Raw genomic sequence first — 24,131 nt, 5'->3', positions numbered from 1 at the left:
GGGGGTTCGAGTTGCGATGAGGTTTCTCGACGGGCACCGGCCCGGCTACGACTTGACCTACAACGACGTCTTCATCATGCCTACCCGCTCGGAGGTCGCGTCGCGGTTCGACGTCGACCTGTCCACCGGGGATGGGTCGGGCACCACGATCCCGGTCGTCGTCGCCAACATGACCGCGGTGGCCGGCAAACGGATGGCCGAGACGGTGGCGCGCCGCGGTGGGCTGGTGATCCTGCCGCAGGACCTGCCCATCACCGCGGTCGAGCAGACGGTCGAGTTCGTCAAAGGCCGCGACCTGGTTCTCGACACCCCGGTGGTGCTGGGGCCCGACGACTCGGTCTCCGACGCGACGGCGCTGATCCACAAGCGGGCGCACGGTGTCGCCGTCGTCGCCTTCGAGGGTCGTCCCCTGGGATTGGTGAGCGAATCGTCCTGCCTGGGGGTGGATCGCTTCACCCGGGTGCGCGACGTGGCGATGACCGACTTCGTCACCGCCCCGGTGGGCACCGAGCCGCGCAAGATCTTCGATCTGCTCGAGCAGGCCCCCATCGGTGTCGCGGTCGTCACGCACGCCGACGGCACGCTGGCCGGGGTGCTGACCCGCACCGGCGCCATCCGCGCCGGTCTGTACACCCCGGCCGTCGACGCGCGCGGCCGGCTGCGGGTGGGCGCGGCCGTCGGCATCAACGGCGACGTCGGGGCCAAGGCGCGATCCCTGGTCGAGGCCGGAATCGACCTGTTGGTCATCGACACCGCCCACGGGCATCAGGTCAAGACGCTCGAGGCGATCCGCACGGTCGCGTCGCTCGATCTCGGTGTGCCGCTGGCGGCGGGCAACGTGGTCTCGGCCGAGGGCACCCGCGACCTGCTCGGCGCCGGGGCGAGCATCGTCAAGGTCGGCGTCGGCCCGGGCGCGATGTGCACCACCCGGATGATGACCGGCGTCGGGCGCCCGCAATTCTCGGCTATCGTCGAATGCGCTTCGGCCGCAAGGGAATTGGGCGGTCATGCGTGGGCCGACGGCGGCGTCCGCCATCCGCGCGACGTGGCGCTGGCACTGGCGGCCGGCGCGTCCAACGTGATGATCGGGTCGTGGTTTGCCGGCACCTACGAATCGCCCGGTGACCTGATGCGCGACCGCGAGGACCAGCCCTACAAGGAGAGCTACGGCATGGCGTCCAAGCGCGCCGTGGTCGCCCGCAGCGGCGCCGACACCGCGTTCGACCGTGCCCGCAAATCGCTGTTCGAGGAAGGCATTTCGACGTCCCGGATGGGGCTGGACCCCGCCCGCGGCGGTGTGGAGGATCTGCTCGATCACATCACCTCGGGCGTGCGTAGCACCTGCACCTACGTCGGCGCCGCGAACCTGGCGCAACTGTACGAGCGGGTCGTGGTCGGGGTGCAGTCGACCGCGGGCTTCGCCGAGGGCCACCCGCTACCGCTGGGGTGGTGACACGCGCGGGTAAGGCTAGCCTTGCCTAATAGGGCCTGCTAACCTACTGCGCCATGGCCTCCTCTTCCCCTACCGTCAGCGCCGAGCTGCTGAGCATCCTGCGCGATGAACTCAACGTCGACGCGTCCCGCCTGACCCCCGACGCCCGGCTGGTCGACGACGTCGGGCTGGATTCTGTGGCCTTCGCCGTGGGCATGGTGGCCATCGAAGAACGGCTGGGAGTCTCGCTGTCCGAAGAGGAACTGCTGAACTGCGAGACGGTCGGCGACCTGCAGGCCGCGATCGCCGCCAAACATCGCGATGAGTGAGCTGGCCGCGGCGCTGACGGCGGCGATGCGCGGTGGCACCAGCGATCTGGTGGTCTTCGACCGCGAGACCTCGGCGTGGCGCCGCCACCCGTGGCCCGAGGTGCACGGGCTGGCCGAGAGCATCGCCGCGTGGCTGCTGGACCGGGGCCGGCCGGCCGCCATCGGGCTGGTCGGCGAACCGACCGTCGAGTTCGTCGCCGCCATCCAGGGTGCGTGGCTGACGGGCGCGAGCGTGTCGATCCTGCCCGGGCCGGTGCGCGGCGCCGATGGCCGGCGGTGGGCGGAGGCGACGCTGACCCGTTTCCGCGGCATCGGCGTGCGCACGGTCCTCAGTCACGGCTCCTACCTGGACGGCCTGCAATCGCTGGATCCGGCGGGCCTCGACGACGGCATGCTCGTCGAAGACGTTGGGCCCGCGGCACGTACGGGACGCTCATGCGGTGAGCCGCCGGCCCGAAGCGACAATCCGGCGATCTTGCAGGGGACCGCGGGCTCCACCGGCTCGCCCAAAACCGCGGCGCTGTCGCCGGGCGCGGTGCTGGCCAACCTGCGCGGCCTCAATCAACGGCTCGCGGTCACCCCGGCGGACGTCGGCTGCTCGTGGCTGCCGCTCTACCACGACATGGGTCTGTCCTTCTTGCTCGCGTCAACGCTGGGTGGCATGTCGGTATGGCTCGCCCCCACATCGGCTTTCACCGCCTCGCCGTTTCGCTGGCTGGGCTGGCTGTCGGAAGGCCGCGCCACGATCACCGCGGCACCGAACTTCGCCTACAACCTGGTCGGCCGCTACGCCCGCCGCGTCTCCGGCGTCGACCTCGGCGCCGTGCGGGTGGCGATCAACGGCGGCGAGCCGGTCGACTGTGACGGATTCGGCCGATTCGCCGAGGCGATGGGCCCCTTCGGGTTCGACGCCGGCGCCGCCACCCCGTCCTACGGCCTGGCGGAGTCGACGTGCGCGGTGAGCGTGCCCACCCCGGGCGCCGGGTTGCGGTTCGCCGACGTCACCGACGAGACGGGGTCGCGCCGCCACGCGGTGCTGGGCGCGCCCATTCCAGGCACCGAGATTCGGATCTCGCCGCGCGACGGCGCACCGGGCGACATCGGTGAGATCGAGATCCGCGGCGCGTCGATGATGGACGGCTACCTGGGCCACGACCCCGTCGACCGCGAAAGCTGGTTTCCCACCGGCGATCTCGGCTTCTTCGCCGACGACGGGCTGGTGGTGTGCGGCCGGGCCAAGGAGCTCATCACCATCGCCGGACGCAATATCTTCCCGACCGAGATCGAGACGGTCGCCGCGCAGGTCCGCGGGGTGCGCGAAGGCGCCGTGGTGGCGCTGGCCACCGGCGAGCATTCCGCGCGCCCCGGCCTGATCGTCGCCGCCGAATTCCGGGGGGCGGATCAGGCGGGCGCGCGCGCCGACGTCATCGCGCGGGTCGCCTCCGTGTGCGGCGTCGTTCCCTCCGACGTCATCTTCATGGCACCGGGGTCGCTGCCCCGAACGTCGTCGGGCAAACTGCGCCGCCTGGACGTGCGGCGCTCTCTCGAGACCGTGGACTAAGTGACGGCAATGACCCAGACAACCGAGACCGACCTCGACGGCTACCGGTCCCTGCTCGCCGACGCGTTCAACGAGCAGGTCCTGGCATGGACGACGGAAGCCGAGGCGCGGCAACAGTTTCCACGTGAGTTGATCGAACACCTCGGCGCCCGCGGGGTTTTCAGCGAAAAGTGGGGCGACGGCCCACTACCCGACGTCGGTAAGTTGGTCGCACTCGCGTTCGCCCTGGGCGGGCTGTCCTCAGCCGGCATCGGGGTGGGCGTCAGCCTGCACGACTCGGCGATCTCCGTCCTGCGCCGGTTCGGCAAGTCGGAGTATCTGCGGGACATCTGCGAACGGGCCATACGCGGGCAGGCCGTGCTGTGCCTCGGCGCCTCCGAGGAGTCCGGCGGCTCCGATCTACAGATCGTCGAAACCGAGATCTCCTCGCGCGACGGCGGTTTCGATGTCCGCGGCACCAAGAAGTTCGTCTCGCTGTCCCCCATCGCCGATCACATCATGGTGGTGGCGCGCAGCGTCGACCACGACGCGACGAGCAAGTACGGCAACGTCGCGCTGATCGCGGTGCCGACCGCCCAGGTCAGCGTGCAGCGGCCCTACAACAAGGTCGGCGCCGGTCCGCTGGACACCGCCGCCGTGCACATCGATACCTGGGTTCCCGCCGACGCCCTGGTCGCGCGCGCCGGCACCGGGCTGGCGGCTATCAGTTGGGGGCTGGCCCACGAGCGGATGTCGATCGCCGGTCAGATCGCCGCGTCGTGCCAGCGGGCGATCGGGATCACGTTGGCCCGCATGATGACTCGACGCCAGTTCGGCCACACGCTGTTCGAACACCAGGCGTTGCGCCTGCGGATGGCGGATTTGCAGGCACGTGTCGACCTGCTGCGGCTTGGCCTGCACGGCATCGCGGCCCAGGGCCGGCTGGACCTGCGTGCGGCCGCGGGGGTCAAGGTGACCGCGGCCCGCCTCGGCGAGGAAGTGATGTCGGAATGCATGCACATCTTCGGCGGCGCGGGCTACCTCATCGACGAGACGCCGCTGGGCGCGTGGTGGCGCGACATGAAGCTCGCCCGGGTCGGCGGCGGCACCGACGAGGTGTTGTGGGAGTTGGTCGCCGCCGGGATGGCGCCCGATTACAGCGGCTATGCGTCGCTGGTCGGCGATGCCGGGGCTTTTAGCGCGTAGAGCGTCATGCGCCGGTTCGTCGTGTCGTGCTCGCCGAGAAACGTGCAGCCCACGTACTCGCACAGTCTGCGCGCGGCGGTGTTGCGGTGATCGGGGTCGAACATGATCCGGCGGCTCCGCGGCTCCGCCGCAAAGGCGCTGGCCACGATGCGGGGCAACAGCATCGGTCCCAGGCCCCGGTTCACCAGCTTCACATCCGCGATGGCGGCGTGCAGCCCCAGATCGTAGGGGTCGGCGTCGTAATAGCGCGAGATGAGATCTTTTGCGCCCCAATATAGTTCGAGGTAGGCGCAATCTTTGCCGCGTATGGTTCCGATCAGCGGCAGGGAGTAGGTGCCTTCGAGTTGGGCATCCAGGTGCTGCCGCCAGCGCGGTGTCGGCCAGTCGTACTCCCACGCCTCGGCCAGGTGTGGCCGGTTCATCCACTCGGCAACCATGTCCGCGTCCTCGAGCTGGGCGACGCGCAGCGCGAAGGGGGCATCCAGGGACGGCGTGGGCGGGCGGGGGATCTGGGCGACCTCGTCGGCGATGTCGGAGCGCTGGCGCGGCAGGATCTGAACGGACGGCGTTTCCGCTGGGGCGTCGGGCATAGTGCGCAGAGCGTACCTGAGTAAGGGTAGGCATACCGTAGTTGGGCCCGCTCAGCGGTTGTTTCCGGGGCCGGCTGCGGCGACGCCGCGAACGGTCGGCGCCGAAGCGCCGTAACCCGGGCTAGCATAAGGCAGCAAAGACGGAAGCAACCGCGTCCGCTCGGCCACCAGGCAGCGAAAGGATCGACGTGCCGCAGGCACCCGCGCAGGCCATCGGCTTGCCGGCGCACGGGCCGTCGGACGAGCCGCCCGATGCGGAGCCTCCCCCGGCGCGTTCCTCGACCCGCGGGCGGCGTAATTCATGAACGTCACCGTCACCGTGATCAGCATTGTGGCGATCGCGGTGCTGATCTTCGGCAACGCCGTGTTCGTCGCCGCCGAATTCTCGTTGACCACGCTGGACCGCAGCGCCGTGGAGGCGAACGCCCGCGGCGGCGGCCGCCGCGACCGGTGGATCCGGCGCGCGCACCAGCGCCTGTCGTTTCAATTGTCGGGCGCCCAGCTCGGGATTTCCGTCACGACGCTGGCGGCCGGTTACCTGACCGATCCCATGGTCGAGGACTTGCCGCACCCGTGGCTGGACGCGCTCGACATCCCCGACAGGGTCGGCGACGCGATCATGGCCGCCCTGGTGCTGGTGATCGTGACGTCGGTGTCGATGGTGTTCGGCGAGCTCGTCCCCAAATACCTGGCGGTGGCGCGACCCCTGTCGACCGCCCGCGCCGTCGTGGCCGCCCAGCTGCTGTTCTCGCTGCTGCTGACCCCGGCGATCCGGTTGACCAACGGCGCGGCGAACTGGATCGTGCGCCGGCTGGGCATCGAGCCCGCCGAGGAGCTGCGGTCCGCCCGATCCCCCCAAGAGCTGTTGTCGCTGGTGCGTTCGTCGGCACGCAGCGGAGCGCTGGACGCCCCGACGGCGGCCCTGGTGCGCCGATCGTTGCAGTTCGGAACCCTCAGCGCCGAGGAGTTGATGACGCCCCGGTCCAAGATCGTCGCGCTGCAGACCGATGACACCGTCGCCGACCTGGTGGCCGCGGCCGCGGAGTCCGGGTTTTCCCGTTTCCCCATCGTCGACGGCGACCTCGACGAGACCGTCGGCATCGTGCACGTCAAGCAGGTGTTCGCGATCCCGCGGGCCGAGCGGGCGCGCACGCTGCTGACCACGGTGGCGCAACCCGTCGCGGTGGTGCCGTCCACGCTCGACGGTGACGCGGTGATGGCCGAGATCCGGGCCAACAGCCTGCAAACCGCGCTCGTCGTCGACGAATACGGCGGCACCGCGGGCATGGTGACCGTCGAGGACTTGATCGAAGAGATCGTGGGCGATGTCCGCGACGAGCACGACGACGCCACTCCCGACGTGGTGCCCGCCGGCACCGGATGGCGGGTGTCGGGCCTGTTGCGCATCGACGAGGTGGCCACCGCCACCGGCTTCCGGGCACCCGAAGGCCCCTACGAGACGATCGGCGGGTTGGTGCTGCGCGAGATCGGTCACATCCCGGCGGCCGGTGAAACCGTGAAGCTGCCCGGCCTGGACGCCGACGGGTTGCTGGAAGCGGTGACGCGCTGGCAGGCGCGGGTGATCCGGATGGATGGCCGCCGCATCGACCTGCTCGAATTGACCGAACTCAGCGGTCACGACGACGAAATCCCCGCGGCAGGGGGGCACCGATGAGCGACACCATGGGCGTGCTGCTCGCGTGCCTGCTGATCGCCGTGAACGCGTTCTTCGTCGGGGCCGAGTTCTCGCTGATCTCGGCGCGGCGCGACCGGCTCGAAGCGCTGGCCGAACAGGGCAAGGCGGCCGCGGTCACGGTGATCCGCGCCGGGGAGCAGCTGCCGGCCATGCTGGCCGGCGCCCAATTGGGCGTCACGGCCGCGTCGCTGCTGCTCGGCCGGATCGGTGAGTCGGCGGTCTCGGACCTGCTGAGAACGGCGCTCGGGCTGACCGCGATCCACCCCGCGCTGTTGCACACATTGTCGTTGGTGGTCGCGCTGGTCATCGTGGTGACGCTGCACGTGCTGCTGGGCGAGATGGTGCCCAAGAACATCGCGTTGGCCGGCCCCGAGCGCACGGCGATGCTGCTCGTCCCGCCGTATCTGGCCTACGTGCGGGCGGCCCGGCCGTTCATTGTGTTCTACGACAAGTGCGCCAGCGTGGTGGTGCGCGCGCTGGGCGTCGAGCGCAAGGAGGAGCTGGAGATCACGGTCTCCCCCGTCGAGCTGAGCGAGATGATCGCCGAGTCCGCGTCGGAAGGGTTGCTGGACCAGGAGGAAGGCACCCGGCTGGCCCGGGCGCTGCAGATCCGCCACCGGGTGGTCGGCGACGTGGCAGTACCGCTGTCCGGGGTGCGCGCGGTGCCGGTGGCCGGCGCGGGCAAGGGCCCCACGGTCGGAGCGGTCGAGGACGCCCTGGCCCAGAGCGGCTACTCCCGCTTCCCGGTGGCAAACCTCGACGGCAGCTTCGTCGGCTATCTGCACATCAAGGACGTTCTGACGCTCGACGATGATCCGCAGACGGTGATCGATCTGGCAAAGGTGCGGCCCCTGCCGGGGCTGCCGCGGTCGCTGCCGCTGGCCGATGCGCTGTCGCGGCTGCGCCGCAACAACAGTCACCTGGCGCTGGTCACCGACGAGCGCGGCGCGGTGGTGGCCATGGTCGCGATGGAAGACCTGGTCGAGGACTTCGTCGGGACCATGCGCGAGGCCTAGCCGCACTGTCCGGCGGGGCCGACCGCGCGCAGCCCGTATGATCTTTCACGGCTACCAGTTAAGAAAGTGCTGGAGGGCGCTAGCGCACACAGTGCCGCGTGCGCGCGGAATGTGCGTTGCTGGACATCGATTCCGGCGCCCGTCGCAGCATCGTTCTTGGGGCTGTCAGCGTGTCCTGACCTGCTATGGCGGGTCGGCGAATAACGCTCGCCAGGCTGAGCTCGGTAGGCTGATGACATTGCCATTCTGGGGCCATGCTGGGCCTTTCCGGCCCGTGGATGGCCCATGGACGGTCCAGGGCGGCCCATGACGGAGGAGAATCATGACTGATCGCGTGTCGGCGGGGAACTTGCGCGTCGCCCGGGTGCTGTACGACTTCGTGAACGAAGAGGCCTTGCCCGGCACCGATATCGACCCGGACAGCTTCTGGGCGGGCGTCGACAAGGTGGTCACCGACCTCACTCCCAAGAACCAGGACCTGCTGCGCCGGCGTGACGAGCTGCAGGCGCAGATCGACAAGTGGCACCGGCAGCGCGTCATCGAGCCGCTCGATATCGACGCCTACCGCGAGTTCCTCACCGAAATCGGTTATCTGCTACCCGAACCCGCGGATTTCACCATCACGACCTCGGGTGTCGACGACGAGATCACCACGACCGCGGGCCCCCAACTTGTGGTGCCGGTGCTCAACGCCCGGTTCGCGCTGAACGCCGCCAACGCCCGCTGGGGTTCGCTCTACGACGCCCTCTACGGCACCGACGTCATCTCCGAGGATGACGGCGCCGAAAAGGGGTCGAGCTACAACAAGGTTCGCGGCGACAAGGTCATCGCCTATGCGCGCAAATTCCTGGACGAGGCCGTGCCCCTCGAGTCCGGCTCGTGGGCCGATACGACCGGCCTGTCCGTCGAGGACGGCCACCTGAAGGTGGCGACCGCCGAGGGCTCGACCGGTCTGGCCGACCCGGACAAGTTCGCCGGCTACACCGGCGAGCTCGGCTCCCCCAACTGGTCGGTGCTGCTGGTCAATCACGGCCTGCACATCGAGATCCTCATCGATCCGGACTCGCCGATCGGCAAGACCGACGCCGCGGGCATCAAGGACGTGATCCTGGAATCGGCCGTCACCACGATCATGGACTTCGAGGACTCGGTGGCCGCCGTCGACGCCGACGACAAGGTGCTCGGCTACCGCAACTGGCTCGGCCTGAACAAGGGCGACCTGTCCGAGGACGTCGACAAGGGCGGCGAGACGTTCACCCGCGTGCTCAACCAGGACCGCACCTATTCCACGCCCGACGGCGAGGGCGAACTGACCCTGCCGGGCCGCAGCCTGCTGTTCGTCCGCAACGTCGGGCACTTGATGACCAACGACGCGATCGTCTCCGTCGGCGACGGTGACGAAGAAAACGAAGTGTTCGAGGGCATCATGGATGCGCTGTTCACCGGCTTGACCGCGATCCACGGGCTCAAGACGACCGAGGCGAACGGACCGCTGGCCAACAGCCGCACCGGGTCCATCTACATCGTCAAGCCCAAGATGCACGGGCCCGACGAGGTCGCGTTCACGTGCGAGCTGTTCAGCCGGGTCGAAGACGTCCTCGGCCTGCCGCAGGGCACCCTCAAGGTCGGCATCATGGACGAGGAGCGGCGCACCACCGTCAACCTCAAGGCCTGCATCAAGGCCGCGGCCGACCGGGTCGTGTTCATCAACACCGGCTTTTTGGACCGCACCGGCGACGAGATCCACACCTCGATGGAAGCCGGTCCGATGATCCGCAAGGGTGCGATGAAGAGCACCGCCTGGATCAAGGCCTACGAGGACGCGAACGTCGACATCGGCCTGGCCGCCGGCTTCAAGGGCAAGGCGCAGATCGGCAAGGGCATGTGGGCGATGACCGAACTGATGGCCGACATGGTCGAGCAGAAGATCGGCCAGCCGAAGGCCGGCGCGACCACGGCGTGGGTGCCCTCGCCGACGGCGGCCACCCTGCACGCGATGCATTACCACTACGTCGACGTGGGCGCGGTGCAGGAGGAGCTGGCGGGCAAGAAGCGCACCAACATCGATGAGCTGCTGACCGTCCCGCTGGCCAAGGAATTGGCCTGGGCTTCCGAGGAGATCCGCGAGGAGGTCGACAACAACTGCCAGTCCATCCTCGGGTACGTGGTGCGCTGGGTCGCGCAGGGTGTCGGCTGTTCGAAGGTGCCCGACATCCACGACGTCGCGCTCATGGAAGACCGTGCGACACTACGGATTTCGAGCCAGCTGCTGGCCAACTGGCTGCGCCACGGCGTGATCACCGAGGAGGACGTGCGGGCCAGCCTCGAGCGGATGGCCCCGTTGGTGGACGAGCAGAACGCCAAGGATGCGGCATATTTGCCAATGGCGCCCAACTTCGACGACAGCCTGGCATTCCTCGCGGCGCAGGACCTGATCCTGACCGGAACGCAGCAGCCCAACGGCTACACCGAGCCGATCCTGCACCGCCGCCGGCGCGAGGCCAAGGCGCGCGCCGCGCAGTCGAATTGAGCCTGCGCTCGAATCGGGTTCGCACGTGTAGGAGGCCGCGGATGGCTAAAATCGGCGGCGAGTTCATTCGGATGGATCGACGGAAAGGCCGCGGGCACTGCTATGGGTAGGCACAGTGCGCCCGACCCTGACGACTCCCTCGACGAGCCTTCTCGCGACGACATGGTCGACGAGCCGTCCCGAGGTGACGACGCAGGACATCAGCATCGGGATGACGGCGCCGACGAGGCGGCCGATTACTACTCGGACGCCGATGACACGGACGCCGATGACTTCGACGCCGATGACTCGGGCGCCGATGTCTACACGGACGAGGATTACTACTCGGACGAACGCCACTACGCCGACGACGATGAGCCCTACGCCGACGACGAGCCGTACGCCGCGGGCGATGCGTTCGCCGCGGGCGATGCGTTCGCCGACAGCACGGCCGACGAGTACCCGGAGTTTCCGCCGCGCCGCGGCGGCCCGTCGGATTCGGAGCCACCGGCCGCCTCACCGTCGTCGCTGTTCCGGGGCGGGCATCGGGGGCTGGCCGATTGGCGGGGCGGTCATCGCAGCGAGGGCGGACGCCGGGGCGTCAGCATCGGCGTGATCGTCGCGCTGGTCGCCGTCGTCGTGGTGGTGGGCTCGGTCATCCTGTGGAGCTTCTTCGGCGACGTGCTGTCCAAGCGGTCGCACAAGGCGGCCGGCCGCTGCGTGGGCGGTCAAGAGACCGTCGCCGTCGTCGCCGATCCCTCGATCGCCGCCTCCGTGCAGGAACTCGCGGAAAGTTACAACAAGTCGGCGGGACCGATCGGCGACCGCTGCATGGTGGTCAACGTCAAGCCGGCCGACTCCGACGCCGTGCTCAACGGTTTCATCGGCAAGTGGCCCGCGGAACTGGGCGGCCAACCGGCACTGTGGATCCCGGGCAGCTCGATCTCCGCCGCACGGCTGGCGGGGGCCGCGGCCCAGAAGACGATCAGCGAGAGCCATTCACTGGTCAGCTCCCCGGTGGTGCTTGCCGTACGCCCCGAGCTGGCGCCTGCGCTCGCCAAGCAGAATTGGGCGGCACTGCCCGGGCTGCAGACCAACCCGAATGCGTTGGCCGGGTTGAATTTACCCGCGTGGGGTTCGCTGCGACTGGCGCTGCCGATGGGCGCCAACGGCGACGCGGCGTTTCTCGCCGGTGAGGCGGTAGCGGCCGCATCGGTGCCGCCCGGCGCCCCGGTGACGCAGGGCACCGGTGCGGTGCACACCCTGTTGAGCGCGCAACCCAAGCTCGCCGACAATTCGCTGAGCGAGGCGATGAACACGCTGCTGAAGCCCGGTGACGCCGCGACCGCACCGGTGCACGCGGTGATCACCACCGAACAGCAGCTGTTCCAGCGCGGCCAATCGCTTCCGGACGCCAAGGGCGCCTTGGCGTCCTGGCTTCCGCCCGGGCCCGCGCCGGTGGCCGACTACCCGGCCGTGCTGCTCAGCGGTTCGTGGCTCACCCGCGAACAGGCCACGGCGGCCAGCGAGTTCTCCCGTTACATGCGCAAGCCCGACCAGCAGGCCAAGCTGGCGAAGGCGGGCTTCCGGGTCGACGGGGGCAAAACCCCCAGCAGCCCGGTGACCAATTTCCCGGCGCTGCCGTCCACCCTTTCGGTCGGCGATGACCCGATGCGCGCCACCCTTGCCGAGGCGATGGCCGCCCCGTCGACCGGACAGGCCACGACCATCATGCTCGACCAGTCGATGCCCGGCCAGGAAGGCGCAAAGTCCCGGCTGGCGAACGTGATTGCGGCGCTTCAGGACAGGATCAAAACCCTGCCCCCCAGCGCGGTCGTCGGCCTGTGGACCTTCGACGGTCACGAGGGTCGCTCCGAGGTGGCCAGCGGCCCGCTGGCCGACGCCGTCAACGGCCAGCCGCGCTCGGCGGCACTGTCGGCCGCGCTGGACAAGCAGTACTCGTCGGGTGGCGGTGCGGTGTCGTTCACCACGCTGCGCATGATTTACCAGGATATGCAGGCTAATTACCGTGCGGGCCAAACGAATTCGCTGCTGGTGATCACCGCCGGACCGCACACCGACCAAACCTTGGACGGGCCGGGGCTACAGGATTTCATCCGCAAAAGCGCCGACCCGGCCAAGCCGATCGCGGTGAACGTCATCAACTTCGGCGCCGATCCGGACCGGTCGACCTGGGAAGCGGTCGCCCAGCTCAGCGGCGGCAGCTACCAGAACATTGCCTCATCGGCGACCCCCGAGCTCACGACGGCGGTCAACGCGTTCTTGAGCTAACCCGCAGGGCCGGCGCCACCGCGCGCGTCGCCAGATAAATTCCGGCCGCCATCTATCCAATCGCGATCGGCTGTGCCACACTCCTGATAGAACTTACCGTTCTTTCTATCAACGTTGATCCAGAAAGACGCAGCGCAAAGATGTCCTCTGCACCACCGGACGCCGCCGCGGCGCCGGCATTGCGCCCGATCGGACCCGGTTCGGCCACTTGGCGGCGCGGGATCGACTGGCGCGCGCTGCTCGGCAGCCGGGCGGCGCTGCTGCTGGAAGTGGCCCACCCGGTCGTCGGCGCCGGCGTGATCGATCACTCCGAGTTTTTGCGGGACAGGTGGGGCCGCATCTCGCGGACCTTCGCCGCGATGCGCCGTTATACCGGTTTCCACGGACCCCAGGCCGCCATCGACGAGGGGCAGCGGCTGCGCGACCTGCATCGCAACATCTCCGGGGTCGACTCGCTCGGACGGAGCTATCACGCGCTCAACGCGGACGCCTACCTGTGGGTGCACGCGGTCGCCTATTCGAGCGCCGCCGACGTCCGCCGGGTGTTCGGCGGAACGCTCGATGACGACGGTGAGGACGCGTTATTCCGCGAATGGCGCGACGTCGCCGCGATCTTGCGCATCCCCGAACGGGTCGTCCCGTCCACGCGCGCCGAATTTTGGGCCTACTACCACGAGACCGTCGAGCATCGCCTCGAACGCACCGCCGCGACGGAGCTGCTCCTCGAACTCGACCGTCATCCGATGCCCGCGCCCCCGACGCTGCGTGTGCCGCAACTGATGTGGAACTCGGCCGCGATCCCGCTGGCCGCACTGCTGAGGTTGACCACCGCCGGGTTGCTGCCCGATACGGTCCGGGCCCGGCTTCGCGTCGAATGGTCCACCGACCGCGAACAACGTTTCCAGCGCGCCGTGACCGTGGTGCGTGCGCTCGACCGGGCGCTGCCCGACCGCATCCGTTACCCAGCCGCCCACCGCACCGAATCCCGTTGAGCCGTTGTCTGATCCAGGAAGGCACACCATGGCCCATCCCCTGCCCACCGATCCGGACGATGTCGGAGCCCGGCTTGACCGGCGCGCGCAACGCGTGGATACGGATTCGGCGGACACATCGTTTCTCGCCGAGGAGATCTCGCCGTGGCTGTCCCCCGCCTACGGCGCGGCGAATGTCGTGATGCAGCTGGCGAATTCCGGTGTGGCCTATGGCGTGATGGAAAGCAAGGTCGACAGCGGCAACCTGTACAAGCACCCCTTCAAACGGGCCCGCACCACGTTCACCTACATCGCGGTGGCCATCGCCGGCAACGCGCAGGACCGCCGGATATACCGGGAGGCCGTTAACGCCGCACACACCCAGGTGCGCTCCGGCCCGCAGAGCCCGGTGCGCTACAACGCCTTCGACCCGGGGTTACAGCTGTGGGTTGCCTCCTGCATGGCCGCCGTTTTCGAGGACACCCGCAGGCTGCGGGGCGGGCGCTCCCGACGCGACCCCGAAACCGTCCACCAAGCGGCATCGGTGTTCGCCACCATGCTGCAGGTCCCGCCCGACATGTGGCCCGTCGACCGGGAAGCCGCCGACCGCTACTGGCAGGAGCAACTCGATCGGCTCGACTTCGACGACCGCATGCGCAGCTACCTGATCGGCATCGCGCGCCTCACCTTCCTGCCCGCCCCCATTTCGGCGCTGTTCGGCGGATGGAATCTCTTCATGACGCTGGGGTACCTGCCGCCGCAGCTGCGCGAAAAACTCGGATTCGGCTGGTCGGAAAAGCAGCAACGCCGATTCGCCCGCTGGCAGCGCGTCCTCGGGGCGTTGGACCTGTTCACACCGCGGTTCTTGACGCGCCTCGGCGTTCAGGCGGTCGTGTGGGACATGCGTTTACGGCACCGCATCGGGGCCACCGTCGTGTGACAACCGACCGACGCGCACAAGGAGGAACGGGATGACGACGACAACCCGAATCGAACGACGCGGCAACGCTTCCGCAGCGACGTTCGTTCCGCCCGAAGCGGAATGGAATTCCGCACACCGGGCGCTCGCCGACGACGTCAGATGGTTCGCCGGGTCGCCGCTGGCGGCGGCATTCGGTCGCCTGGCCCTCGACCAGGTCGCGCATCGCGAAATCGCGGCCGCGGTGGATCGCAGCGGACGCTTCGCCGACAACTTCACCGATCGTGGGATCCGCAGCGCCGCATTCACCGCCCTCGCCGCCTTCGGCGACAGCTCCGACGTGAAGGCGTCGCGCGCCGATCTCAAACGGTTGCACCGCGACGTGCGCGGCACGGGCAAAGACTCGTTCAGCGATACCCGCTACAGCGCGCTCAAGCCCGAGGTGTGGACCTGGGTGGCCGTGAGCGGACTCAACCTGCTGTACCAGGGTTATCTGCGGGTGTGCGGGCGGCGCCTCACCCTCGCCGAAAAGGAGGTCGTCTATCAGACGCTGCGCTCGGAACTGCAGTTTCTGGAGCTTCCCAGCAAGCAGGGGAAGCTACCGGCAACCCTGCACGACATGCTCGGCTACTACGACGCTGTCGCCACAAATGACTTGGGCGACAACGAGTTTCTGCAATTCGCCAACCGCAGCTTCGTCGCCCCGCCGATCCCGAAGTTATTGGTTTCCCGGCAGCTGCGGCCCGTGCTGCAATTGGTCTGGCCGGTGCTGACCACGCTGGCCTCCCGCCCGGTGGTCGTGTGTTCGGCCGCCGTCGCCCACCCCACGATGCGTCGGCTGCTCGGGGTGCGGTGGGGCGCGCGCGAGCAGGTCGAGTTCGTCGTCTACGTCGCCGCGTTGCAGATGGGCTGGCGCTGGCTGCCGCGCCGGCTCACGCTGGAACCCCTGGCCTACAACCGCTACCAGTACGAGCGGCTGCGCGACCGCTACCGTTCGGTGCTGCTGGATTCCTTCGCGGCACCCAACCCCACCTGAACCGGCACGGCCGCTGCAGCGACCGCGCCGCGATCGCAAACCTCCCGGCGAATACGCTGATGGAGCGCAGAATTGACGTGAGACCCCAATCGGCTGGAGGGCAGATGGTAGACCCCGCGATGCTGCTCGGCGTGCTGCCCGACGGTCTGGCCACCCTCGATCCGACCGCCCGCACGATCGTCACCGCCGCACGAACCTGCTTCACCGAGCGCGGCTTTTCCAACACCACCATGCAAGACATCGCCGAGGACGCCGGCGTCGGCGTCGCCACCGTGTACCGCCGGTTTCGGCACAAGCGAAACCTGGTGCGGCTGACCATCATGGACGAATCGCTTCGGCTGAGCACGCTGGTTTCCGAGGTCGCGGGTCGCGCGGGATCACCGGAAGAAGGCATCGCCGAAGTCTTCGCCGCGTTCGTTCACGAGGCCTCGGCCCCCAAGCTGCTGACCCGAAGCATCCGCGAGTCCCCCGCCGCCGGCGAGCTGTCCGCGTACCTGACCGACGAGAACCTGATCGCGATGACGCGCGGCTACATCGCGACGTGGCTGCGCCGCTGGCAGGAGCGTGGCGAACTGCCCGCCGATCTTGACACCGAGGTCGTCGGGGAGATGATCGGACGGCTGATCATCTCGCTGATCAAGACGCCCCAGTCCGTCATCCCGATCTACAACCTGAACAAGGCCCGCGATTTCGCCCGCCGGTACCTGGTGCCGCTGGTGTTGCAGGCCCCGGCGCGAACGCCGGGGTGATTCCGCACCGACCCCGCCGTCAGGCGTACGCCTCCACGGGCGGGCACGAGCAGACCAGGTTGCGGTCGCCGTAGGCCCCGTCGATGCGGCGCACCGGCGGCCAGACCTTGGGCCGGAAGTCCTTGCCCAGCGGATAGGCGGCCTCGTCGCGGGAGTACGGGTGGTCCCACTCGCCGATCACCAGACACTCGGCCGTGTGCGGGGCGCCCCGCAACGGGTTGTCGTCGACCGGCCACTCCCCCGCGCCCACCCGGTCGATCTCGCCGCGAATCGCGATCATGGCCTCGCAGAAGGCGTCGACCTCCGTGAGGGTCTCGCTCTCGGTGGGTTCCACCATCAGCGTGCCCGCCACGGGGAAGCTCATCGTGGGAGCGTGAAAGCCATAGTCCGCCAAGCGTTTTGCGACATCGTCCACGGTCACGCCGGTGGCCTTGGTGATGCCCCGCAGGTCCAGGATGCACTCGTGTGCCACCATGCCGTTCTCGCCGGTGTAGAGCACCGGGAAGTACTCGTCGAGGCGACGGGCGATGTAGTTGGCCGAGGTGATCGCGGTCAGCGACGCCGCGCGTAAGCCCTCGGCACCCATCATCCGGATGTAGGCCCAGCTGATCGGCAGGATCGAGGCGGACCCGTACGGCGCCGCGGACACCGGATGCCCCTGGGGCAGTTCGGGGGCGTGCGGGTGCCCCGGCAGGAACGGCGCCAGGTGCGAACGCACCGCCACCGGCCCGACGCCCGGGCCGCCGCCCCCGTGCGGAATGCAGAACGTCTTATGCAGGTTCAGGTGGCTGACGTCGCCGCCGAACTTCCCCGGCCGCGCCAGGCCGACCAGTGCGTTGAGGTTGGCGCCGTCCACGTAGACCTGACCCCCGGCGTCGTGGGTGGCCGCGCAGATGTCGGCGATGTCGTGCTCGTAGACGCCGTGCGTCGACGGATAGGTGATCATCAGCGTCGACAGCCGGTCACCGTGTTCGCCCACCTTGGCGCGCAGGTCGTCGAGGTCCACGTCGCCGTTCTCGTGGCAGCCCACCACCACCACCCGCATCCCGGCCAGGGCCGCCGACGCCGCGTTGGTGCCGTGCGCGCTCGACGGAATCAGGCAGATGTCGCGGTGCGGTTCGCCGCGGCTGGCGTGGTAGTCGTGGATCGCCAGCAGGCCGGCGTACTCGCCCTGCGACCCGGCGTTGGGTTGCAGCGAGACGGCGTCGTACCCGGTGATGTGCACCAGCCAGGTCTCCAGGTCGGCGATCAGGCGCCGCAGCCCGGGGGTGTCGGAGGCCGGCGCGAACGGATGCTGACGCGCGAATTCCGGCCACGTGATCGGCTCCATCTCGGCGGCGGCGTTGAGTTTCATGGTGCACGAGCCGAGTGGAATCATGCTGCGGTCCAAGGCGATATCTTTGTCCGCCAGCGCGCGCAGGTAGCGCATCATCGCCGTCTCGGTGCGGTACTGGGTGAACGCGGGATGGGTCAAAAACTCCGACGTGCGGGTGATGATGCCCGCACACACCGGATCGGCGGCCCGCGCGCCGAATGCCTCCAACACCGCATCGACGTGCTCGGCGGTGGTCGCCTCGTCGCAGGCCACCGAGACGTGGTCGGCGTCGACGCGCCACAGGTTGATGCCGTGAGCTTTCGCCGCGGCGAGCACCTCGTCGGCACGGCCCGGCACCCGCGCCAGCACGGTGTCGAAATATTTCTCGTGCACCAGCGCTGTGTCCGCCGCCGAGCCCAGCCCCGCGGCGATCGCCTCGGCGTGACCGTGGACGCGGCGCGCGATCGCGGTCAACCCCTCGGCGCCGTGATAGCTGGCGTACATCGCGGCCATCACCGCCAGCAGCACCTGTGCGGTGCAGATGTTGCTGGTCGCCTTGTCGCGGCGGATGTGCTGCTCGCGGGTCTGCAGCGCCAGCCGGTAGGCGGGCGAGCCGTCGGCGTCCAGCGACACCCCCACCAACCGCCCCGGCAGTTGGCGCGCGTGGTTTGCGTGCACCGCCAGGTAGCCGGCGTGCGGACCGCCGAATCCCATTGGCACACCAAATCTTTGGGTGCTGCCGAAGGCGACGTCGGCGCCGATCTCCCCGGGAGGGGTGATCAGGGTCATGGCAAGCAAGTCGGCGCCGATGGCGACCAGCGCGCCGCGCTCGTGCGCCTGCTGAATCAGGGAGGTCCAGTCGGTGACCCGGCCGCTGGCGCCGGGCAGCTGGGCTATCACACCAAAGAAGCCGCCGTCCGAGTCGCCGTCGGGCAGGCCGTCCCGCAGGTCGGCGGTGACGATCTCGATGCCCAGCGGCCGGGCGCGGGTGGCCAGGATGGCCGCGGTCTGGGCGAACACGTCGGCGTCCACGGCCAGCCGGTTGGTCTTGCCGCGGGCGGCGCGGTGCATCAACGTCATGGCCTCGGCGGCGGCGGTGCCCTCGTCGAGCATGGAGGCGTTGGCGACCTCGAGGCCGGTCAGGTCGGCCACCATCGTCTGAAAATTCAGCAGCGCCTCGAGCCGGCCCTGGCTGATCTCAGGCTGGTACGGCGTGTACGCCGTGTACCAGGCCGGGTTCTCCAAGATATTGCGGAGCAGCACCGGGGGCGTGAGCGTGTCGTAGTAGCCCTGCCCGATCATCGACACGGCCACCGTGTTGGCCTCGGCCAGGGCCCGCAACTCCGTCAGCGCCTCGGTTTCGGTGGCGGGCGCCGGCAGCTGGTCGAGGCCCGGCGCGGCGCCGCCGTCGGTGAGGCGGTCCAGGATGCCCGCCGGGACCGCCTTGGACGCCAGCTCGTCGAGGGAGTCGACACCGATGACGGCGAGCATGGCCGCGACCGCCTGGCTGTCCGGGCCGATGTGCCGGGCTGCGAACGTGGATTGATCGGGCACTGGAAACTCCTGAGTAGGCGGACGAAGACAGATCAAGGGCAGAGGACGAACGGTCCTCCCCCTCTGTCTTCACCCATTCGCCGGGCGCCTGAGAGATTCGGCACCGGACGCTGCTGCCAAGTGCCTTTCCCCATCGGCGGGCGTCGACCCGCAAAGGTCTCCACCGCTTTCCAGAGGCATCACTTTTCGCGCGGTCCGGGTGCCTGAGAGGTTGACGGAGAGGTGTTGCTCCTTCGGCGTCCGTGACTGGCCGTCACGGAACTCTCCCGCTCGAATACGATGCGCGGCCTAGTTTACTCGGCCGCGTGCGCGGCCAGGTGTGCGCTCTCGGGGCGCGCCGTCAGCCGATCTTGCGGTCGCGGTGTTTGCGCCGGGATGCCAGCTCGTCCTCTGGTTCGGCGATCGACTCGCCGCCGTCGGCCCGCTCGCCCGGGAAGTCCGCGATGACGCCGGTCAGTTCGCGCATGGCGCCGGACACGGCGATGCCGAACACGCCCTGCCCGCCCTGCAGCAGGTCGACGACCTCTTCGGCCGACGTGCACTCGTAGACGGTGGTGCCGTCGGAGAACAGGGTGATGTTGGCCAGATCCTGGACACCGCGCTGACGCAGGTGGTCGACCGCGACGCGGATGTTGTGCAACGAGATGCCGGTGTCGAGCAACCGCTTGACGATCTTGAGCACCAGGATGTCTTTGAACGAGTAGAGCCGCTGGCTCCCGGAGCCCGCCGCGCTGCGGATGGACGGGACCACCAGCGAGGTGCGCGCCCAGTAATCCAGCTGCCGGTAAGTGATGCCGGCGATCTGGCACGCGCTGGGCCCTCGATAGCCGACCAGTTCGTCCGGCACGGAGTCGTCCGGGAATAGCCCGGGCTGCACGGGGGCGCTGGCCGCGGTGACGCTGCGGTCGCTACTCGCGGCGGTTCCCTGCTCAGCTAGGTTGAGCTGCTCTTGGCGTGGCTGCTCGCTCACGGTGGTTCCTCTCCGCGATCGCGCTCTCGTCGTTAGCTGCGTCTTTGGCTGCACCGCAGCCACGTCTGCTCAGGCCCGAGTGCTAGTGAGCTTACGCTTTCCGATAGCCGCCGCGCCTGAAGTCGTGATCAAAGTATGGCCGCCTCGGGCCCAACTGGGCGGGCTATCCGCCAGCGTGTCGAGATCACGTTGCCAGTTGAGACGCATCCGTGATGTCCCCACCAGGCTAGTCCAGCGGCGCCTGCCCGCTGCGCGGGCTAGGTGGCTTTGAAATCGTCGGGAGACACGCTGTCGAGAAATTCTTTGAACTTCTCCACCTCGTCCTCGCGGACGGCGGTGCCGCCCTCCTCGTCGGTCTCGTCGGGGATCAGCAGCCCGGCCTGGGCGAGCACGGGCTCCTCAACGTAGATGGGAACGCCGACGCGCAGCGCGATCGCCACCGAATCCGAGGGACGCGCCGACACGGTGATGTTGCGGTCGAACACCAGGTCGGCGTAGAAAGTGCCTTCCTGCAGATCGACGATCCGCACTTCTTTCAGCGAATGCCCAAGCGCCGCAATGACATCCCTGATCAGATCGTGCGTCAGCGGACGCGGCGGCTCGACCCCCTGCTGCTCGAGGGCGATGGCGGCAGCCTCCGACTGGCCGATCCAGATTGGCAGGTAACGGTCACCGTCGGTTTCGCGCAGCAACAACACCGGCTGGTTTTGCGGCTGCTCTACGCGAATGCCGACAACACGAACCTCACCCATTTGTGTCTGTCCTCCGCATTCGTGGCGCCCGGTTGGATTGGTGTTTCCAGCGACGGCGAGGTCAGAAATCCGCCCTACCGCCGAAACCAAGCTGTCGAACGAAGTCTAGTCCTCAGCGATCCAGAACGTCGCGAACGGCGGATTTGATCAGCGACGTGTGCAACGTGATCGCCAGCGCCGCAACTTCACGCGCCAAATCGTCGGCGCGATCGCGGGCACCGGCTTTGCCGGCTTTGACTACCGGCCCGGCGATTTGGGCGATCAGGTCCGACTGGCGGTCGGCGGCCGACCGGAATGCGCGCAGATGCCGCGGCTCGACGCCGTAATCCGACAGCGCCCGCGCGCATTGCAGGATGACGACCGCGTGCTCGTCGAAGAAACCCGCAGGCCCGGTGGTGATGACGCCCGCCTTGAGCAATGCGATCAGCAGCTCGTCCTCCACGCCCGCACGCGCCAGTAGGTCTTCGCGGCTCAGCCGGACGTGCGTGGGCGCCACCGCCGAGGTGTCGGAGCGCATCCCCCCGTCCGCGCCGTCGGCGGTGTCTCCGGATCTCGTCACCGACACCAGGCGCGGGGCGCCATACGAGGTCTTGAACGGCGGTAGCTCGCCGTCGGGCTGGGCGTCGAGTTGCGCCCGGATCACCTTCAGCGGCAGGTAGTGATCGCGTTGCGCGGTAAGGATGAAACGCAACCGCGCACAGTCGTACGCGGTGAATCTTCGGTAACCCGACGCGGCCCGTTGCGGCGTCACCAGCCCCTCGGCCTCCAAGAAGCGGATCTTGGAGATGGTGACATCGGGGAAGTCCGGCCTCAACAATTCCAGGACCGCCCCGATCGACATCCCGGCCAGTGCCGAGCTATCGGGTGCGCTCACTAGCCTGAAGATCCTCCATCCTCACCCTGCTTGGGTCCGGTCAGAAACACCAAGCGGAACTTGCCGATCTGCACTTCGTCGCCGTTGGCGAGCACCGCGGAATCGACAGGCTCACGGTTGACGTAAGTGCCGTTGAGACTACCAACGTCGACCACGCTGAATTCGTTGTTTTCCAACCTGAATTCGGCGTGCCGGCGGCTGACGGTCACGTCGTCGAGGAAGATGTCGCTGTCGGGGTGCCGTCCGGCCGACGTGGTGGGCTGGTCGAGCAGGAACCGCGATCCCGCATTGGGACCCCGTTTGACGACCAGCAGCGCCGAACCCGCCGGGAGTCCTTCGACCCCGGATACCGCGCTTTCCGTGCCCGCTTGCGCGGGTGCGTCGAGCTCGTTGAGGAAGTCGGCGCGAAAGACAGAGGTCGTCTCTACCGTGACTTCGTCCGAATTCTGGTCTTGCTGACTTCCTGAGTCCATGTCCGTCACGCGCTGCTCCTCACTGGCCGCTGTGGCGTTGTCTGTCCGGGCCGCTCGGCCGGCTTCCGCACCAGGTCTTGTTGCCCGGTGTGCCGGTCTTCAAAAGGTAGATCTGTCGACGGTACCGCGCACCTGCCTGTAATGCGCCCACCACCTGACGATCCGAAACTTCGGTTCCCCCATGTGCCGGCTGCACCGTTCGCCTCGCCGTGCGGGGCTGCAGGGACATTAGCAATCGTCATTCGGTCAGCGTTCCGCGGTAGGCCTCCGCGTCGAGCAACGAAGAAATGGCGGACTCCACTTCGGCGACGTCGGATACCTGCACATCCAGCAACCACCCTGCCCCGTACGGATCGGAGTTGACCAGTTGCGGGCTGCCTTCCAGATCGGCGTTGACGGCCGACACTTTGCCCGACACCGGCGCGTACAGGTCCGACACCGATTTCGTGGATTCGACCTCCCCGAAGGATTCACCCGCGGTCAGCTCCGCGCCCACGTCGGGCAGCTGAACGAAGACGACATCGCCCAACGCCGACTGCGCAAAGTCGGTGATGCCCACCCGCACGGTGTCATCACCGCTTCGACGAACCCATTCGTGTTCGGCGGTGTAGTGCAGATCGGGCGGGATATCGCTCACGAGTGATCCTGTCTGTTCGGAAATTGCTCACTTGACGGGCTGAGCGTATTGGTGCGGTTTTGGTTGCCGCAAGGTGGTCACGTCCACCCGGTCGGCCTGCTGGACGGACATCCGCGCACCGACGCGCTTGACGGTGTCCTGGGCGCCACCGGGAATGTTCATCGCCGCGGCCAGGGTGGGCGGATCACCAATCGCCAGAATCGAATACGCGGGCGACAGCGTTTTGGAGTCGACCGTCAGCGACCCGGGCATGCCCGCGACCCAGGTGTCGACGCCCACCCGTACGGACTGGTGAGCATCGTTGACTTCGATCGCCTCGGCGCCGGCGGCACGCAACTCGTTGATCACGTCGAGCATCGCCTCGGGGGAAACCCCCGGCCCGGGGTCCTCGATGGTGACGGTCACGCCGGGCCCGGTGGCGCCGACGGCGCCGACCAGGATGGACAGCGCCGCCAGCCGCGACTGGGCGGACTGGATGGCGGCCTGGTCGTTGTTGCCGGACGCCTGCAATGCATTCAGCGTGTTCTCCAGCTCGTTCACCTCGCCGCGCAGCGTGCCTTCGCGCTGGCGCAACGAATCCAGCAGTACCAGCAGGTCTGCGGGGCGAGCCGTGTCCAGCGAATCGCCGGATTCGGTCTGGCGGACCTGGGTGACGATGGCGACGCCGAGAAGCAGACACAACAGGACGGCCAGCGTCCCGAAACCCAGCCGGGAGCGGCCGCCGGCCAGCATGCCGGACAGCCCGGTACGGGGTCGTTTCCCGCGCAGTTCGTGACGTCCGCGCGCCGCGTCCTGATCCGGCGTCGCGTCGGCGCCGGGATCGGTCGGGTCCTGGCTCACGTCGACCTCGCCGGGATCATGGCGCCGATCCTCCTCATCGCGTCGCTCTGCATCGTCGCCGGTGCGGTCATGGCCTCACGCCCCGAAGAGCCGGCGGCGCAGGGCCGCGGCGTTGCCGAAGATGCGGATGCCCAGCACGACGATGATGGCCGTGGACAACTGGGTGCCCACGCCCAGCTGGTCGCCGACGTAGACGATGAGCGCGGCCACGAAGACGTTGAACACGAACGAGATCACGAAGACCTTGGGGTCGAAGATCCGTTCCAGATAGGCACGCAGCCCACCGAACACGGCGTCGAGGGCCGCGACCACCGCGATCGGCAGATAGGGCTGCACGACTTCGGGGACCGCGGGGTGTAAAACCAGGCCCAGCACGATGCCGATCGCCAGCGCCGCGATACCGATCATGCGGGGTTTCCCGTCTCGCACAG

At 68.4% G+C, this 24,131-nt stretch carries 21 protein-coding genes and 2 riboswitches; of the genes, 12 read left to right on the top strand and 9 right to left on the bottom strand.

What is annotated here, in order from left to right:
* Positions 1-16 precede the first annotated feature (16 nt).
* From ACZ50Z_RS08115 to mbtN, 4 genes are read left to right on the top strand one after another with little or no spacing between them, the layout of a single operon-like run.
* Positions 17-1,453: a GuaB1 family IMP dehydrogenase-related protein gene (locus ACZ50Z_RS08115; protein ID WP_464483082.1), complete on the top strand. Its 1,437-nt coding sequence runs from the start codon at positions 17-19 to the stop codon at positions 1,451-1,453.
* Between the two features lie 53 nt (positions 1,454-1,506).
* Entirely contained in the window at positions 1,507-1,761 is a 255-nt protein-coding gene (locus ACZ50Z_RS08110) for an acyl carrier protein (protein ID WP_464483081.1), read from the top strand.
* The gene (mbtM, locus tag ACZ50Z_RS08105) at positions 1,754-3,322 is read left to right on the top strand and encodes a long-chain-fatty acid--ACP ligase MbtM (RefSeq protein ID WP_464483080.1); all 1,569 of its coding nucleotides are present in this window, start codon (positions 1,754-1,756) and stop codon (positions 3,320-3,322) included. The genes ACZ50Z_RS08110 and mbtM overlap by 8 nt, the downstream gene beginning before the upstream one ends.
* Before the next feature lie 9 nt (positions 3,323-3,331).
* Entirely contained in the window at positions 3,332-4,507 is a 1,176-nt protein-coding gene (gene mbtN, locus ACZ50Z_RS08100) for a mycobactin biosynthesis acyl-ACP dehydrogenase MbtN (protein ID WP_464483079.1), read from the top strand.
* On the opposite strand, the gene ACZ50Z_RS08095 is transcribed toward mbtN, so the two are convergent.
* A complete protein-coding gene (locus tag ACZ50Z_RS08095) occupies positions 4,465-5,097 on the bottom strand; it encodes a GNAT family N-acetyltransferase (protein ID WP_464483078.1) in 633 nt (210 codons plus the stop codon). The two genes, mbtN and ACZ50Z_RS08095, sit on opposite strands and share 43 nt — an antisense overlap.
* 301 nt (positions 5,098-5,398) lie before the next feature.
* Between ACZ50Z_RS08095 and ACZ50Z_RS08090 the strand changes: the two genes are divergently transcribed.
* The 8 genes from ACZ50Z_RS08090 to ACZ50Z_RS08055 all read left to right on the top strand — a co-directional run bounded on the left by ACZ50Z_RS08090 (position 5,399) and on the right by ACZ50Z_RS08055 (position 16,285).
* Positions 5,399-6,772, top strand: a complete 1,374-nt coding sequence (locus ACZ50Z_RS08090) for a hemolysin family protein (RefSeq protein WP_464483077.1) — start codon at positions 5,399-5,401, stop codon at positions 6,770-6,772.
* Complete coding sequence (locus tag ACZ50Z_RS08085) at positions 6,769-7,809, top strand: hemolysin family protein (protein WP_464483076.1); 1,041 nt, start codon at positions 6,769-6,771, stop codon at positions 7,807-7,809. Before ACZ50Z_RS08090 ends, ACZ50Z_RS08085 begins: the two co-directional genes overlap by 4 nt.
* 322 nt (positions 7,810-8,131) lie before the next feature.
* A complete protein-coding gene (locus ACZ50Z_RS08080) occupies positions 8,132-10,339 on the top strand; it encodes a malate synthase G (RefSeq protein WP_464483075.1) in 2,208 nt (735 codons plus the stop codon).
* Between the two features lie 102 nt (positions 10,340-10,441).
* Positions 10,442-12,610, top strand: coding sequence for a substrate-binding domain-containing protein (locus ACZ50Z_RS08075; protein ID WP_464483074.1), 2,169 nt, complete (start codon positions 10,442-10,444; stop codon positions 12,608-12,610).
* Between the two features lie 140 nt (positions 12,611-12,750).
* Entirely contained in the window at positions 12,751-13,602 is an 852-nt protein-coding gene (locus ACZ50Z_RS08070) for an oxygenase MpaB family protein (protein WP_464483073.1), read from the top strand.
* Positions 13,603-13,630: 28 nt separating this feature from the next.
* Positions 13,631-14,521: an oxygenase MpaB family protein gene (locus ACZ50Z_RS08065; RefSeq protein WP_464483072.1), complete on the top strand. Its 891-nt coding sequence runs from the start codon at positions 13,631-13,633 to the stop codon at positions 14,519-14,521.
* Positions 14,522-14,552: 31 nt separating this feature from the next.
* Positions 14,553-15,536 (top strand): oxygenase MpaB family protein, encoded by a 984-nt coding sequence (locus ACZ50Z_RS08060; RefSeq protein ID WP_464483071.1) that lies wholly within the window; start codon positions 14,553-14,555, stop codon positions 15,534-15,536.
* 104 nt (positions 15,537-15,640) lie between these two features.
* A complete protein-coding gene (locus ACZ50Z_RS08055; RefSeq protein ID WP_464483070.1) occupies positions 15,641-16,285 on the top strand; it encodes a TetR/AcrR family transcriptional regulator in 645 nt (214 codons plus the stop codon).
* Positions 16,286-16,304: 19 nt separating this feature from the next.
* Here the strand turns inward: ACZ50Z_RS08055 and gcvP are convergent, their stop codons facing one another.
* From gcvP to ACZ50Z_RS08015, 8 genes are all read right to left on the bottom strand, one after another.
* Positions 16,305-19,154, bottom strand: a complete 2,850-nt coding sequence (gene gcvP / locus ACZ50Z_RS08050) for an aminomethyl-transferring glycine dehydrogenase (protein WP_464483069.1) — start codon at positions 19,152-19,154, stop codon at positions 16,305-16,307.
* A 53-nt stretch (positions 19,155-19,207) separates the two neighbouring features.
* A riboswitch (glycine riboswitch) is annotated at positions 19,208-19,334 on the bottom strand.
* Between the two features lies 1 nt (position 19,335).
* Positions 19,336-19,433: riboswitch (glycine riboswitch) on the bottom strand.
* 61 nt (positions 19,434-19,494) lie between these two features.
* Positions 19,495-20,124, bottom strand: a complete 630-nt coding sequence (locus ACZ50Z_RS08045; protein ID WP_464483068.1) for a MerR family transcriptional regulator — start codon at positions 20,122-20,124, stop codon at positions 19,495-19,497.
* 257 nt (positions 20,125-20,381) lie between these two features.
* On the bottom strand, positions 20,382-20,876 hold the full coding sequence (locus ACZ50Z_RS08040; protein WP_008256980.1) for a bifunctional nuclease family protein: 495 nt from the start codon (positions 20,874-20,876) through the stop codon (positions 20,382-20,384).
* A gap of 112 nt (positions 20,877-20,988) precedes the next feature.
* Positions 20,989-21,750 (bottom strand): transcriptional regulator FtsR, encoded by a 762-nt coding sequence (gene ftsR / locus ACZ50Z_RS08035; RefSeq protein WP_464483067.1) that lies wholly within the window; start codon positions 21,748-21,750, stop codon positions 20,989-20,991.
* Positions 21,750-22,223 carry a glycogen accumulation regulator GarA gene (gene garA / locus ACZ50Z_RS08030; protein WP_014382626.1) on the bottom strand — a complete coding sequence of 158 codons (474 nt, stop codon included), beginning with the start codon at positions 22,221-22,223 and terminating at the stop codon, positions 21,750-21,752. The genes ftsR and garA overlap by 1 nt, the downstream gene beginning before the upstream one ends.
* Before the next feature lie 238 nt (positions 22,224-22,461).
* The gene (gene gcvH, locus ACZ50Z_RS08025) at positions 22,462-22,860 is read right to left on the bottom strand and encodes a glycine cleavage system protein GcvH (RefSeq protein WP_464483066.1); all 399 of its coding nucleotides are present in this window, start codon (positions 22,858-22,860) and stop codon (positions 22,462-22,464) included.
* A 27-nt stretch (positions 22,861-22,887) separates the two neighbouring features.
* On the bottom strand, positions 22,888-23,592 hold the full coding sequence (locus ACZ50Z_RS08020; protein ID WP_464486135.1) for a DUF881 domain-containing protein: 705 nt from the start codon (positions 23,590-23,592) through the stop codon (positions 22,888-22,890).
* Between the two features lie 183 nt (positions 23,593-23,775).
* Positions 23,776-24,108, bottom strand: a complete 333-nt coding sequence (locus tag ACZ50Z_RS08015; protein WP_464483065.1) for a small basic family protein — start codon at positions 24,106-24,108, stop codon at positions 23,776-23,778.
* Between the last annotated feature and the right edge of the window lie 23 nt (positions 24,109-24,131).

The sequence above is a fragment of the Mycobacterium sp. NTMscope_MAC_269 genome (assembly GCF_976985695.1).
Note: the sequence above shows the minus strand (reverse complement) of the source record. Positions and strands in the feature narration are given on the sequence as shown.